Genomic DNA, 15,060 nt, shown 5'->3' with positions numbered 1-15,060 from the left:
ACTTGTCCTCGTTTATAATAGACTGAAGCGATGATCCGGATCAAAACCGGGCCAGTGCTCAGCAAGCGTATCCGTATTCCCTCTAAAATAATTACTCCCATCCCGTGTCATCCACAGGACGTCATGCCGATCGTAATGTCGGTTTAACCAGCCCACGGCTTCGGCACTCCCCAGAATGCATACCGTCTTGGCAATGATCTCGCATTGCGAAGCATGCTGTCCCAGAACGGTACACTGCAATACGTCCGTATCTGCCGGCTCCATCGTCCGGGGGTCAATGAGGTGATGTGCAAAGCTTCCATCCGTATTCTGCCATTGTCTGCGGGAAATACCCGAAGTGGCAACAGCTCCTCGCTGTAAACGGATCGCTCCCGACATAGCACCCTGATTCTGCAAAGGATCTGCTACTTGCAAGGTCCATTGGGAATGGTCTGGTGAACCCCATACTTGAATATCTCCACCCGCGTTAATCAAACCCGCTGGAATATGCAATGTTCGCTTCAACCAGTCTGCGATACGCTCTACTGCCCAGCCCTTAACAATGCCTCCTAAGTCCAACTCAGCTCCGGGGTCCAGATGAACCATCCGGCTACCTTCCCGCTGAATCCAGCTCGGACGGCTGTGGTCATGTCGATCTTCCATCCAGCCTAATGATTCAGGTGTTCTCGTTCGCAATATGCGTTCAATTAATGGACGTTTCAATTGTCGTTGCTGCACCTTCTCGAAGCTTAGATCGTATCCTGAAGCCTGAAGAGCCTGCGAGATACCCGGTTGAAAAATCCCTTCGGTCAGGCCAATATATCCATAGGCCAAACTCAAAACTTCATCCATCGCAGCGGAGATGGGCATCCATCCGGTTGAAGCATTCAAACGATTCAGTTCACTGTCTGCAACAAATCGGCTGAAGCGTTGCTCCTGCGTCTCAAACCAATTCTTCACCACGGTTGCTGCATGTTCAGCTTCTTCCCGCCCAGCGGACAGTTGCACTTCAACATCCGTGTTCATCGCACGGAATTGAAATCGGAGCGGACGAGCAACTTGCTCCGTGCGGCTCATGATGCACCTGTACGTGACTGATAGTTGCCACTGCTGTATCCGGAGTCTGTACCCTGGTTATTTTGCCCGATACGCTGAGAATCTGAATAATTCCCCTCGTTACTCGAGCTCTGATCTGGCCGAGCTGCTTGTGTGCTATCGGATGTTCCATTATATTGACTATCATTATTGTCATTGTCCTGCGTGTTCCAGTTGTTGCTGTCCGTTGTACTGTTGATCCATTCATCCATCACATCATCATGCGTATCCACTTGGCTTGAAGCAGTAACGCTTGTATCTGTGCCATTTGCTGCTGCATAGGCCACATCAAAGGCATCCGAAGTTCTTACATATTGAAAAAGTGCAGCCACAGTCAACGTTGCTGCCGCTGAAGCTTGCCATTTTCTCCATTGATTCCGTTTTCTTCTGGTCATCGCTCTTCCCTGCTTTCTTTAGGGTGTGTCTTAAGACACGCCCTAGCGAAGTTCATAGATGTATCATAGGCGCGCTGGCTTAAAAATAGATGAATGAACCGTTAAGAGAGGCTAAAAAGGCCCAGAACAGGTGGATTTCCTGTCCCGAGCCTCTATATAAGATAGTATTATCATTTCATTTCGATATCATCATTCCGTTTAGATTTGAAAATAGAACGTGCCATCCGGTTGCTGCTCTTGCTTCACTAGTTCGCGTCGAATTAACTCCTGCAAATGGGCTAACGTCTCACTCATGGCAAACCGCAGTTGATGGGTACCCAGCCGATTGCCAAACATGTGCACACAGATGTCATAAGCATTCGCCGGTGACTCCTGAATTCGTTCCGTCATCTTCTGAAGACGTTCCTCGTGATGAGCCAGCAATTGAACTGTCCGTTCGGTGAACTGGGCAAAAGGATTCCGATGCCCTGGATACGCCTGTTTGACATTCAGCTCCCCGAGACGTTGCAATCCTTCCATATAAGATAATAATGGCTGAGGGTCACTGCCGGGTTGCAGACTAATATTCGGTGAAATCTGTGGCAAAACTGCATCTCCGCACAGAATCTCCATGGACTCCGGCGCATAAAAGGATAAATGGCCTGGGGCATGTCCACCCGTCTCCACAGCAACCCAACGTTTCCCGCCCATATTAAGCCACTCGCCATCTTCAATGGGTGTCACCTTCGGAAGTGGTGTGATCTGCGAAGTAAATGCCTTCATATGTTCATGTATCTGCTCAGTATTGTCTTCCGGCATACCATGACGACCATAATAATCAGGTAATATTGTATTGATGCGTGAATCAGATCCCCACATATAATCGGCCTCTTGGCGGGAGCGTGTGGACATTCGAACGGGTGCCCCCGTTATCTGTTGCATCCAACCCGACAACCCAAGATGATCGGGGTGATGGTGGGTGAGTACAATTTGACGAATATCGCTAAAGGTCAGGCCGAGATCTGCCAGCGCTTCACTCCACTCCTGTTCTGTTTCCGAATTACGCGGTCCCGGATCTATAATAGTTATCTTCCCATCCGATTCTGATAAGACATAACTGTTCACCCATCGTAAGGGAAACGTCATGCTGATCTTGACCCGGTGTATGCCCTCTGTCATGGACATCTCTTCTGTGCGCTTCATGTTATCCCCCTTCCAAACTGTCTCTGTTCACTCCACAGGACGACGACCAACAAAAATCATGCGCGGAGAAGTCTGCTCGTCATATTTCTCTTCGTCATAGCCGCCATGTACCTGATCTACCCGGAGTCCGGCGGCACTTAACATCTGACTCAGTTGTTCCCGTGTGTACAACTTCACACGTTCCTGATATACCCGCGGTTCATGTCCGGATGTGGTATCCGTAATGCGAATTTCCTTTTGCACAAACCCTTCCTCAATCTTGCGATACTCCTCAATACGCTGTCCTTCATCCTCTCGAACGGAGTGTTGCACCAGATGACTAGTTACATAAGCTGTATTCATAAAATCAATAATATAGCTGCCACCTGGGCGAAGCATGCGATGAATGGCACGTAATACTTTCAGTTGTTCTCCGTCCTCCAGAAAATAACCAAACGATGTGAACAGATTGACTACAGCGTCGAAGCCACCTTTCAGCGGCAGTTCACGCATGTCTGCGTGACACCAAGATACTCGGTGTTCGGTGTCCATTAGGCGCGCTTCACGTAGAAGCACATCGGACAGATCAACTCCGGTCACTCGCAATCCTGCATCAGCAAGTGCCATGGAGTGACGTCCCATACCGCAGCATAGATCCAATACTTCAGCATTGGGCTCAAGCTTCAACCAATTGATCATTTTATGTACTTCCTGATGGGCACCCTGCACATCCCGGTGCTTGTATACGAACAGATAATCTTCTCCAAAACTCTTTTCATACCATTCCGTCATCCATTCTCGCCCTCCACTTGGTCACTGGCTCTCTATCTGTAGTACGCTATGTACAGGCCTGATCATTTCCACTAGCTTTAATTTATTGTAACGTCTTTATTCTGCAAACTCAAAAAATTCCAGTGATTTTCCAACATTGAAGAGCCAAAATGCACACGATATAATGTTAGACATATGCCTGCAAATCGGTTAATTATAAGAGGTTGTTCAAAAAGCAACAGGAGGTGTTCTTATGATTCACATCGGACTTACCGGATGGGGGGATCAGGAAGATCTCTATCCAAACCGTACCAAAGCCAAAGACAAGCTCAGTCTATACGGACAGTACTTCTCCACCGTGGAGGTGGATAGTTCTTTCTACGCCGTTCAGCCGCGGGATCGAATGGCACGGTGGGTTGCAGAGACGCCCGAATCCTTTGCTTTTATCATCAAAGCCTATCAGGGAATGACCGGACATCTGCGAGGCAAACCATACTTCACCAGCACGTCGGAGATGTATAAGGCTTTTCGGGAATCACTGGAACCGGTCATTGAAGCCGGCAAGATGCAGGCAGCCTTGTTTCAATATCCGCCTTGGTTTGAGTGCAATAAAGACAACGTGAAAGAGCTTCGTGAAGTGAAACTGAGAATGGAGGGTATTCCGTGTGCCCTCGAATTCCGTCATCGTAGCTGGTATGAAGGTGACATGCGCGAGCGGACGCTTTCGTTCCTGAAAGAGCAAGGCTGGATTCACAGCGTCTGTGACGAACCTCAGGCAGGTCTAGGTTCTATCCCCATCGTGCCACAGGCGACGGATTCCGAGATGACGCTGGTGCGTATGCACGGACGCAATGTGTCCGGGTGGCATCAGAATGGTGCGCCCAATTGGCGCGAGACCCGTTATTTATACCGTTACAACAAGGAAGAATTGTTGGAGTGGAAAGGATATCTGGAGCAATTGCAGGAGCAGAGCAAGGATGTCTATGTTATTTTCAACAACAACTCCGGTGGCGATGCAGCGGCGAATGCCCAGATGATGATGGACCTGCTGGATCAGCCGGTGAAGCCTTTCCCTGACCGTTCTGAACCGGAGAAGGAAGAAGGACCGGAGCAGCTGGAGCTATTTTAATACGTGCTAGAAACGGAGTTATTCATATTATTGGGTGAAGGTAAGTGTATTTATCATTGCTATTATGCAGAGCGGATTCGAAATTGGAAACAAACTAAAAGCGGCAAGCCCGAGGGCTTTGCCGCTTTCTTTAGCTGGTAATCTATCTATAGAAGGCTATCCACATACATTCGTTTCGTTGTGTCAAACATCAGCGCTGCGCGGCTGTAACCGAAGAATCGATATGCGCCTCACGGAGCTGCTGGTTCATTTTATGCGCTTCAATGCCTGCCAAGAGCACAATGCCGATCCCATGGGTATCGTTCAGATTCCATCCCAAATCATCGCGATAATACAAGGCGGTAAACGAGTACCCGGAACCCCGGCATACCCCGTATATATTGCCTTTATAGTCAATCGACAAACGTGTCATGCCGTGCCATCCTTTGCGTACTGCCTCCAAATAAGGCTCTGGCTGTTCCAGCCAGCCTTCCCGAATACCACGGGCATAAGCGTAGATGAACATGGATGTGCAGGAGGTTTCTTCATACGAATCTGGGCGGTTCAGCACCTGATGCCATAGTCCATTTTCCCCTTGCAGCGCCAGATAACCTTCACTTAAATCACGATAGAACCGTAATAGTTCCGACCGTTTCACATGATCATGTGGCAGGATGGATAACAATTCGGTTAATGAAAATAGCACCCAGCCGTTCCCCCGTCCCCATGGAATACCTGTCGCCCGACCACGCACAAAATCATACACATGGGACATGATCTGTTGTTCGGGAAGATAGAGGTATTTACGGAACATCAGGAACTGATTAACCGCATCATCCCAGTACGTCCCATCGCCTGTTAACTGACCGTAACGCATCAGAAAAGGTGTACTCATGTACAAGTCATCACACCACATCGTTTCCTGACGCATCTCTCCACTGCCGCGAACCCGGTAAAAGGCACCATCCTCCAAACGTTCCTGCTCATCCGTAATGTAGCCCGCAATCCGATCCGCAGTATCTCTTCCCCCACGAATATCGCCCAACTCCATCGCAGCGAGCAGTGTAGATCCAAACGAACCGCAATCATCCAGACTGTCGATGGCAGACAACTGATTATTAATCCCTGCCGCACCGTACCCTTCCCGATCCCACAGACCATAGCGATCAAATGAAGTACTCAGTTCAATATGTTGCCGCACATACTGAATGTAATCATCCCGTCCCAATTCCTGTCCCGTCTGTAGCAGTCCAAGCAGGGTAACGCCAAGCGGATAATTCCACTTTCCGTAATGTGTATTTTCCAGGTAAGGACGAACATGGGTGTCGGGAAGATCTACCCGCCAATACACACCTTGTGCGCCATCATCAAATACGGTATCTGTTCGCACGATGTCGGCGTGGGATGGCTCAGCACCGAGAGCAAACACACCCGTGTACAGCCAGGGGTCAGAGCATCCCGCAACCGGATGAGGCGATTTCAGTCTCCAGCCTTTGGAATCCGAGCGCTCGGTATCTTCCAAAGTGAATCCCCATGATCCACCAAGTCCCTGGATTTCACCTTTTGCAACCAGATCTGAAGAACCGTAACGGCGCGGGAGTTCAACGTGGAAATTACCGCTGCTTCCAGCAGAGTATACTTCAGTACCATCCACATACAGAGTCAAAGCTCCATCATGACGGCCTTTTAAAATAACTGGTGATGTTTCTGGCAAAGTTACATCCAATCTGGACCATGCGTAGGCCACAGCGGGCTGTTCTGTCCCAAAGATCCGGGCAAATGAACCTGCGCCCTGCTCATCATCTGTCCAACCCTTGCGCGGATACCAGGTAAGACCTGTTTCTTCTTCCGTCATGCCGTCACGAGGAAGAGATACTACAGGTTCATCGACGGGTTCCGAATATAACCAGCCCTCCTGACCCTGACGATCTGCCCCAGGAGTGAGGAAGTGCAGCGGGAAATTTTTGAACGAGGCTGTTCCGTAGATACCGCCGAATCCCACTTCTGTTTTGACAAAACACAGCAATACATCATTCCAGCCATAGTTCACGGAAATCGGAATCTGGGTTCTTCGCTCGGGAAATAATTCCTGCAACAGCTCAGACTTGAATACCTCTTCACCGTTCACGGAAATCGTCACCGGACTATAACAGTTCAAGCCCGTATTTAACGTTGTATTCTGCTCGCTCCATAACTTGCCCCATACATACACGTACTGCCCTGCATGCGCCCCAACGCATTTCTCATTCAGATTCAGGTTGTAACGATAGTCCCCTAGCCTGCGAAAACCTCCCTGATGATAAGCTCTGAACAAAAAGGAATTTTTCGGATGATCGCCAATATAACGCTGAGCCACCGTAGTTAATATATCCGGAATTGAATCGTATACCTTGCCTGCAATCGCCTCGTTCTCATGAAAATAACGAATGATCGTCAGCTCCCTTCCCTATACCTTGATTCGTTCGCTTAGCCGCAATGTCTCTCCGCCCTGCACTTCAACAACCTGCTGATCTGCGGTGAACCAAACCGGGATGGCAGACGGATTATGGATGATGGAGCGATCTGCTGAACACTCCAATCGTTGCACCGCTTTCCAATAGGCAATCACTTCGATGTTCGTGGCATACCAGATATCGTCCCTGCCGCCAATCTGCTCACCAAACTGTTCGATGATCTCCCAGTTGTCGTTGTCATTGAACTCATAACTGTGACCCCAGACGTAGAGTAATAGTGGCGTACCTGTTTTGGAATGTTGGATAAAACGTTTGGCATGCCCCGCCAGATCATGGTTATGATGACACGTCGGATGCCATTCAAGCGGCCGATCTGGCAACGTGTATCTGCCATGTGATTTAACGGTACGGGCATAATCAATGCCAAGCCACTCCAGCTTTGTACTTAACGCCCGGTCGTACCCTCCATTGGGATAAGCCATGCCTCGTACCGGATAACCAACAAGCTGCTCCAATGCTTTTCGGTCCTCCATAATCTCTTCGGTCAATAGTTCATTCGGAACATAAGGCAGCGTAGGGTGAGTAACCGTGTGAACGGCTACTTCATGCCCCGTATAAAGTTCAGCGACTTCCCCAGCCTCAATGCGGCCTGAATTACCCAGGGTATCGGAGTTCAGATTAAAGGTTCCTCGTAGACCATACCGATTACAGATTTCCACCAGTCTGCGATCATGCACCACTCCATCGTCATAACTGAGCGTTAACGCTTTCATCACACCACCTGGATAACGGTCAAACTGAATACGATGTCCCATCCCTTACTTCCACTCCTTTATCCTAATTCTTCAAACGGGTACATGACCTGCATCCTGTAATTGATGATGTTCCGAATCAAAATACGTACCTTCCAGCAGGCCGATCAATGTGTTGGTAATCCGCACTTCAATGTCGTTGTCTCCCGGACGCAACCAGGAGGTCTCTCCCTTCCAACGATACGGAGACCAGCATCTCACACCCAGACTATGTCCGTTCACCCGCACTTCCGTCACATCCTGCACACGCCAATCGCTAAATTCCAGTTCAAACGAGGTAATATCTTCCCCTGGCTCACCCAGCCAGAAAGTACGTTTATAACTCATTTCCCCGGCAAAATGGGGATACAGCGGCTGCGGTTCAGGTCCGATACAAAGGGCCGTATCCGATTCCCGCACAAGCGAAACCATGCCTTCATGATGGAACTCCACGCCGAATCTTCCCTGTAGATACAAGGGATCCACGATGCCATCCTCATCTTTCGTTACCTGCACAATCACCGTCATTTCGTTGAGACCGCTGTGCAACAACTCCGTGATATCACAAGCGATATTATTGTGATCGGTGATTTCAATTGGATCAAACTGTTCTTTTCCAAGTGGTTGCCCATTAATCTCCATCGACCAAGTGCCCGAAATCGCCGCTCTGTCCATAAATAACAAACATGCAGGCAATGCCGTTCTTAGCTCAAATGTAGTCGTATATCGACATTCGATGGGATAGGCTAAGGATGCTTTTTTCGGTGTGCCAAATACCTGATTAAACTGGACTGGCAGATGCTGCTGCTCCGATAATTCTGCCGCCTGATCAATAAACGGTTTTACAGCTACATGCTGGCTTTCCAGAATCACACCATTAACATTGGAAGCCTGAAGATGGAATTGTCCCATTCGCAAAATGTTAGGCTGCACCGTTTCCAGTCGCCATGGCCCTTCTGAAGGGACCATGATCTTATGGGCCAGATTGGCCCCTACCGAAACATCCGTTACGAACGTCGAACCCGTTTTGTCTGTTACATCCAACTTCGTTGTTAATGCCTCTTCCTTCGCAGGTTGTAAAGTAAGACGAACAGCATGCGCTTCATAAGGCGCCAGTGTTAGTGAAATGCACCATTCCCCACCACTACTCGTATACGGCAATGTCTGAAGCTGCCCTGTCTCCAGATCAAGTCGTTCTGCCACCAGACAAGCACCCTCTGTCAGCTTCGTTCCATCCCACAACTGTCTGGCGACCAGCTTCAATTGACCCTTCAGGTCCTGACCCTCCTGATTGGTCAAAAAAACCATATGCTCCCCAGACGACAATTGACGGGTATGCATCAGCAGGGAGGCGCTTTCCTCCTCCATGATCCAGCAGATGGGTTCCGGCAATACCTGATCGAGCAGGAGAGAGATTAGCTCGAGCGAAAAGTCATCTCCCTGCCCCGTTCCTGCGGGTAGAAAATAGGCATTCCCCTCACCCTGATGCCACATGGTTTCACGGTTATCGTGATCTGTTGTCACGTTACGGCCCCAGTACACCTCTTGCGGCTGCTCACCCGCACCAAAGAACTGGGCAGCTTCCTCCCCCTCCGGACTTCCCGGCTGAATCGCAATATGCGGAGACATCCCAACAGAAATAACAGTTCCTCCCTGCCGAACAAATCGCTTCACCTGTTCCCAGGCCGCGGCCTCCAGATTCAGCATCGGTGGCAGAATCAGTACGTCATAACGGGCAACGCCGATCTGAATGATGCCATCCGTTAAGTCAGCTTCAGCCAACAATTCGGGATCAAGGTGATCATAGTCACGTCTGTTTTCGAGCAGATGTGTCGTGATCCGCATCCAGTCCTTCGTCAGACGCTCCAGTTGCACCCGTTCTGCTTCGTCCTCGCCGCTATACTCAAATCCATGCAGCGGATTACCCATCAGACTCCAGAATGTCGTCGTTGGGTCAAGCACAGCAATACGAATATCTGCTGCTCCGGTGCTCATGAGATAGCTCAAACGTCCGGTGTAATCCCCTAACTGCCGGAAATGCTTCCAGTAGGGATTCTGCAAAAATTGAGACGGTGGTGCGTCATGCTTCGCAAGCCCACCAATCGTATAGAAAAAGGCGTGAAAATTATAAAAATTAGTGCCCATGGCGGCCATTCGATCAATCATCCATTTCGCATCTTGTAGCGTCATCGACCAGCCTACACTATGAAAACATTCAATCAGATTGCGGCTTCGGCCCAATTGCCGGGCAAGCGAACTGACCATCTTGGGATTGTCACGCATCTTTTGGCCATATCGTTCCAGAATCCACGATAAGGATCGTCCGATTTTCTCATGGGCCGAATCACCGCCTGGCATATGGCTAAACAACTGGGTGGTCATCCGTACGCCAGGCACCTCTGCTGCGTACTGGATTCCTGCTTCCTCACACCAATCATGCACCTGTTTGTGATAGGACTCCCTGAGAAGCAGATGCAGTGACTGATAGTAGTCATACCGAATCCGGTGCGCGTCCGGAACATCGCCATATAACAGGGCCGGTAGCGAATCGATCAGACTATATCCACAACGCTCGCTGAAATAACGGGGAAGCTGGTGTGACCATGGGATACGACCCAGCGGTGCAATCTCATCCGAGAACATGCCTTTGATTACGCTTTCAAATTGATCTCCAACCGCTGACTTATAACGCTCATGTGTCAGTTCAATAAAACGACTCATCGCTTCCTTGTGGCAAGGATCAACAAAGTTGCCGTAATATTTGAAATCGTCGATCTCCATTTCTTGAAATATAATCAACTCCCAATCACCTGGGGGAACATCCCACAACAAGCGGAACGCTGTTCGGTAGGTGAAGAACCGCTTGCGGTTATACGATGTGAGTCCGGTCTCCTGATACACCTGATCGGTCTGGATATTGCCGATTTTGCTGCGCAAGTCAATGGATTCATGCCACAACCGTTTGCCCTGTTCATCCTTGGGAATCGCCTTGGCAACCAAGACTCGTCCCCACGGCAACTCCAGATCCACAGCTTCTCCGCCCTGAGCCACCAACTGATGATGCACGAGCTGTCGCTGCTTCGCTTCAGGAAAATCAAGGGTCACTTCCCCACCAGCCATCCCGCTTGGATATGGATATTCGTCATATAACCATACTTGCATGCCGTGAGCAGCCGCCGCTTCCACTGCAATCCGCACCTTATCAAACCACGCTTCCGACAGATAGGGAATTTGCAGTCCCTGACGTGGACAGATGAAGAATCCACCTACACCTTGCGCCGCCATCTCAGCCACTTGCCGCTTAATCTGTTCTTCTTCCATATCCCCGTTCCAGAACCAAAAGGGATGGACCCTGTACTGCGCCTCGGGATTTTCAAAAGCATCCCCGTTCCACATGTTGCCTTCCTCCCTGCGTGTCCAAGAGTGTGTGGTGTCCAGCTTTACCAATAACGTTCATTTCAGTTCATATAGGTTTGTTTTGTTTTGATTATACATCAAAAACCATATTCAGGAAGTCATAATTTCCAGAAAGTTGGATGAAATTTTGTTCGCGAATCAAGCCATTACAGCGATAAGGAAAGCCCGGCTGTTTCCCCTACACTGAAGGCACGGCTACCGGGCTTTGGCTTATAAGACTACTTCAGTGCAGCGTACAATTCATTGACTTCTTTGACATAATCGTCTCCGCCGTTATTCTTCCACAGGGCAACAGCATCTTCGAATCCTTTCTCATCAATCTGACCTACGATATATTTGATTCGCGCATCGTTAATGATATTGTCCAGCTGCGGTCCTTTCTGAGCGTAAACATCAGAGATCAGCGGTTCGCCAGGATTGGCAATGACAATCTCTTCGTTGGCTTTCTGCACCTGTGCAACCTTTTCACGGACAGGTGTCTGTTGGACACGAAGCGTTCTGTCTTCCGGTACAAACATCAAAATCTGATTTAAACCCTGCAGGTCGCGGAGCGCAAGCTTGTCAGTGCTCGGTATGATGTAGTCTTCTTTTTTCTCATACTGCTTGCCTTCCAGTCCGTTGTACAACAATGCCTGCAACTCCGGTTCATTCAGCTGATCCAGAAAGCTCAGTACCTTCTTCAGGTCTTCTTCCGTTTTGACACTGCTTTTGGAAATGGCAATCAGGCCTGAGTAACCGGACGTTGGCATATCACGCAATCCCTTTGGACCTTCCATCGCTTGCAGCACATCCACACGTCCTGTCGCATTAGGGTCTTTATCGAGTATTTTCTGATCCATGCGCTGCGCATTATCTGCTACATCCACCATGACACCGGCTTGACCATTCACAAATGGATCAGGCAGTTTCGTTGCATCCATCACGGCAAAGTCCTTGTTCACCAGACCTTCGCTATAGATTTGACGGAAAAATTTCAGGGCTTCCATGTATTCTGGTGTCTCATGCGCCGGGATCAGGCCTCCGCTGCCATCATCTCCCCATTTGTTGGGCGCACCGAACCATACCTGCATGTTATCCCACGGGCCCGTGAATTTGCTGGCAACCAGACCGTACGTATCATCCTTACCGTTACCGTCCGGATCATCCTTCGTGAAAGCTTTTAATACATTGTAAAATTCATCAATCGTCTTCGGCTCTTCGAGCCCCAGATTCTCCAGCCAATCTTTGCGGATTGTAACCCCATTACGTCCCAGGGCCCGTGCCCGGTAGATCCCATAGGTTTTGCCATCGATTGATGCATTGTTGGTGATGATTTCATTCAGTTGACTCAGATTCGGATAATCTTTCAGATAAGGACCAAGCTCCCAGAATGCTCCGGTTCGGGCCGCATTAATGAAACTTGGAGACTTCCCTAACACCACCATAATCTGAGGCAGCTTTCCCGAGGCCAGTGTGATGTTGAATTTGTCTTCATACGAGCTGCTCGGCACCCACTGCAAGTTCACATCCACCTTGGTCAATTCCTCAAGCTTCTGGATGACCGGGCTGTTCTCTGGCGGATTCTCCGCTTCAAAGTTCGGAAGCATAATGGTAATTTCGTCGGTGCCACCCGCAGCGGTTCCTGAACCTGTTTTATCCGTGGAGCATGCTCCTAAGATCGTACTAAGTACCAGTGACGCAGAGAGTAGCAGTGCACCTTTTTTGAATCCCGTTTTTTGTCCCATACGTTCTCCCCCTTGGCTTTAGCCTTTGATTGAACCTAACATGACACCTTTGGCAAAATGCTTCTGCAAAAACGGATACACCAGCAAAATCGGAATGGTACCTACAACGATCACCGCCATTTTAATTGACTGCTCTGGTGGCTGCACAAAATTGGGGTCCATATTAGCCATATCTCCGACACTGGCTTGCGAAAGTAACACGATCTGTCTCAGCATGACTTGCAGCGGCCATTTGTCACTGTCGGAAATGTACAGCAGTGCCGAGAAAAAATTGTTCCAGTGGCCTACGGCGTAGAACAAGGCAAACGTGGCAATGACCGGTTTGGATAAAGGCAGAACGATTCGCCACAGCACGCCTAAATCCGAACAGCCGTCGATGCGGGCCGCTTCCTCCAGCCCGGGCGGCATTTGCTGAAAAAAGTTTTTGACAACTATTAAGTTAAAAGCGCTGATCGCGCCAGGAAGCATAAGGGCCCAGTAAGAATCGAGCAGTCCCAGTCCACGAATGACGAGATACGTTGGAATCATGCCACCGCCAAATAACATCGAGAAAATCACCATGTTCATCATGACGTTACGACCCCAGAAGTCACTTCTGGATAGTGGATAGGCCATCGTTAGTGTGAAGAACAGATTGACCAGTGTCCCTGCCACCGTGATGAAGATGGAAACACCAATGCTGCGAAAGATCGTGGACGAGGAAAAAATATACTCATATGCACTAAAGGAAAATACCTTCGGGATGAGGAAAAAACTGCGTTCGGTGATCTCGGCTTCCGTTGCGAAAGAATTCCCTATAATATACAGGAACGGAAGGACGGTTAATATGCCCAGAATCCCCAGCATGACGTAATTGAAGATATCAAATACCTTGCCGGCAGGGCTGTTGTATAGACGGCTGTTCATGGGCGCTCCTCCTTAATAAATTCCGGGGTGACCGAATTTTTTCGCAAGTTTATTACTGCCAAGCACCAGAATGATCCCCACCACAGACTTGAATAGTCCAACAGCGGTACTGTAACTGAATGCACCTTGCGTGATCCCCACCGTGTACACATACGTATCAAAGACGTCTGCGACATCCCGGTTGAGAGAGTTGGTCATTAGATAGATCTGCTCAAATCCGGTATCGAGGAAGTTCCCCAGTCTGAGAATGAGCAAAATGACAATAGTCGTGCGAATCGCGGGAAGCGTGATATGCCACATCCGCCGTAACCGTCCTGCGCCGTCTACAATAGAAGCTTCATACTGCTCCGTATCGACACCTGCAAGGGCTGCCAGGAAAATGATTGTTCCCCATCCCATCTCCTTCCACATCATCTGAACAATAATGAGCGGACGGAACGAACCCGGACTGGAGAGTACATCAATAGGCTTGCCTGTAATCCAGGCGATCAGGTCGTATAACACCCCGCCTTGCGGGGTCAGAAACACGTACGTGATACTGGCGATAATCACCATGGATACAAAATGGGGGACATAGACCAGCGTTTGAATCGTTCTTTTGAAGAAAGCGACCCGAATTTCATTTAATAACAAAGCGATAATGATTGGTGCCGGGAAAAAAAAGATGAGATCATACAGGGCAAGGACCAGCGTATTACGTAATAGTCGGAAGAAGTCCGGATTGGAGAAAAAGTTCGTAAAGTTCTCTAGCCCCACCCAGTTACTCTCCCAGATGCCCAGGAAAGGCTGGTAGTCCTGAAAGGCAATGATGATCCCCCACATGGGCAAGTATTTAAAGATGACAAAGTACAAAAAGCCGGGAAGCACAAGCACATATAACCACTTGTTTCGTTTGATCTGCCTTTTCCAATTGGACTCTCGTCTCATGGGCCTTGTGGCCCTATCCGCTTGGGTGGTTGCAGTGCCGTTGGTATTCCAGTCCGTCTTCCCGTTCATCATGTCTCCCCTCCCTCAAATATGTAAGCGTTATCAATTAACCTGTTATTCAGACTATACAGACGCCTGGTTTCCGGCAACCTTCATTTTTTGCATTGCTACGACATGATGGCCGAAAAGCCCGCTATAACGCCATTTTCACAAGAAATTGCATATAACGTAGCAGGTAGAATTGTACATTTTTGCGGGTTTATCCTTCCTTGTATCACGGTAAAAAAAGAAACAACCGGCATCCGCTAAAGCCGAATGCCGGTCTGAAATGAC

The 15,060-nt window shown here is 49.1% G+C and carries 11 protein-coding genes; 1 reads left to right on the top strand and 10 read right to left on the bottom strand.

From position 1 onward, the window contains the following. Window positions 1–12: 12 nt before the first annotated feature. The 4 genes from MKY28_RS02060 to MKY28_RS02045 all read right to left on the bottom strand — a co-directional run bounded on the left by MKY28_RS02060 (window position 13) and on the right by MKY28_RS02045 (window position 3,422). Entirely contained in the window at window positions 13–1,056 is a 1,044-nt protein-coding gene (locus MKY28_RS02060) for an FAD:protein FMN transferase (RefSeq protein ID WP_340028516.1), read from the bottom strand. After that, window positions 1,053–1,469 carry a hypothetical protein gene (locus tag MKY28_RS02055; protein ID WP_036605873.1) on the bottom strand — a complete coding sequence of 139 codons (417 nt, stop codon included), beginning with the start codon at window positions 1,467–1,469 and terminating at the stop codon, window positions 1,053–1,055. The genes MKY28_RS02060 and MKY28_RS02055 overlap by 4 nt, the downstream gene beginning before the upstream one ends. Before the next feature lie 198 nt (window positions 1,470–1,667). Further along, a complete protein-coding gene (locus tag MKY28_RS02050; RefSeq protein ID WP_340028515.1) occupies window positions 1,668–2,651 on the bottom strand; it encodes an MBL fold metallo-hydrolase in 984 nt (327 codons plus the stop codon). Window positions 2,652–2,678: 27 nt separating this feature from the next. After that, a complete protein-coding gene (locus MKY28_RS02045; RefSeq protein WP_340028514.1) occupies window positions 2,679–3,422 on the bottom strand; it encodes a class I SAM-dependent methyltransferase in 744 nt (247 codons plus the stop codon). Window positions 3,423–3,654: 232 nt separating this feature from the next. Here MKY28_RS02045 and MKY28_RS02040 point away from each other — a divergent pair, with 232 nt between their 5' ends. After that, entirely contained in the window at window positions 3,655–4,530 is an 876-nt protein-coding gene (locus MKY28_RS02040) for a DUF72 domain-containing protein (RefSeq protein ID WP_340028513.1), read from the top strand. A gap of 190 nt (window positions 4,531–4,720) precedes the next feature. Here the strand turns inward: MKY28_RS02040 and MKY28_RS02035 are convergent, their stop codons facing one another. The 6 genes from MKY28_RS02035 to MKY28_RS02010 form a co-directional block, all read right to left on the bottom strand. Further along, a complete protein-coding gene (locus tag MKY28_RS02035) occupies window positions 4,721–6,865 on the bottom strand; it encodes a glycoside hydrolase family 88/105 protein (protein ID WP_340028512.1) in 2,145 nt (714 codons plus the stop codon). Between the two features lie 90 nt (window positions 6,866–6,955). Further along, complete coding sequence (locus MKY28_RS02030) at window positions 6,956–7,777, bottom strand: polysaccharide deacetylase family protein (RefSeq protein WP_340028511.1); 822 nt, start codon at window positions 7,775–7,777, stop codon at window positions 6,956–6,958. 30 nt (window positions 7,778–7,807) lie between these two features. Then, window positions 7,808–11,149 (bottom strand): glycosyl hydrolase, encoded by a 3,342-nt coding sequence (locus MKY28_RS02025; RefSeq protein WP_340028510.1) that lies wholly within the window; start codon window positions 11,147–11,149, stop codon window positions 7,808–7,810. Between the two features lie 239 nt (window positions 11,150–11,388). After that, window positions 11,389–12,894, bottom strand: coding sequence for an extracellular solute-binding protein (locus MKY28_RS02020; protein ID WP_340028509.1), 1,506 nt, complete (start codon window positions 12,892–12,894; stop codon window positions 11,389–11,391). Between the two features lie 18 nt (window positions 12,895–12,912). Then, entirely contained in the window at window positions 12,913–13,800 is an 888-nt protein-coding gene (locus MKY28_RS02015; protein WP_017692544.1) for a carbohydrate ABC transporter permease, read from the bottom strand. Between the two features lie 12 nt (window positions 13,801–13,812). After that, window positions 13,813–14,727, bottom strand: coding sequence for an ABC transporter permease (locus tag MKY28_RS02010; protein ID WP_340030256.1), 915 nt, complete (start codon window positions 14,725–14,727; stop codon window positions 13,813–13,815). Window positions 14,728–15,060: the final 333 nt, after the last annotated feature.

The organism is Paenibacillus sp. FSL R5-0473, assembly GCF_038004565.1.
In the GTDB taxonomy this organism is placed as follows: Bacteria; Bacillota; Bacilli; order Paenibacillales; family Paenibacillaceae; genus Paenibacillus; species Paenibacillus amylolyticus.
This window is presented reverse-complemented; position numbering and strand designations above follow the sequence as displayed.